This is a genomic window from Streptomyces hilarionis, from assembly GCF_024539675.1.
In the GTDB taxonomy this organism is placed as follows: Bacteria; Actinomycetota; Actinomycetes; order Streptomycetales; family Streptomycetaceae; genus Streptomyces; species Streptomyces hilarionis.
Genome location: NZ_JAHHIT010000612.1, coordinates 1 through 312, shown reverse-complemented (window position 1 = coordinate 312; position 312 = coordinate 1). Strand labels below are relative to the sequence as shown.

General features: G+C 53.8%; 1 protein-coding gene. It reads left to right on the top strand.

Features of this window, described 5'->3' with window-relative positions:
- Nucleotides 1-4: 4 nt before the first annotated feature.
- On the top strand, nucleotides 5-312 hold a 308-nt coding region (locus KMS84_RS44340; protein ID WP_498066978.1), incomplete at its 3' end, for a type IV secretion system DNA-binding domain-containing protein.

Below are 312 nucleotides of genomic sequence, written 5' to 3'. Positions count from 1 at the left end.
GCCTATGCCTCTGCACCTTGAAGATCGAAACACGATGATCTGCGCGTCTATCGGTGCCGGTAAGTCGGTAACTATGGAAGGCATGATCGCCTCGGCATTGAAGCGTGGTGATCGCATGGCCGTTGTCGACCCAAACGGCACGTTCTATTCGAAATTCAGTTTCAAAGGCGATTACATTCTCAACCCATTCGACGCTCGGTCCGCTGGCTGGACGATCTTCAACGAGATCCGTGGCATCCATGACTTCAACCGGATGGCCAAGTCGATAATTCCGCCCCAGGTCGATCCGAGTGACGAGCAATGGTGCGCTTA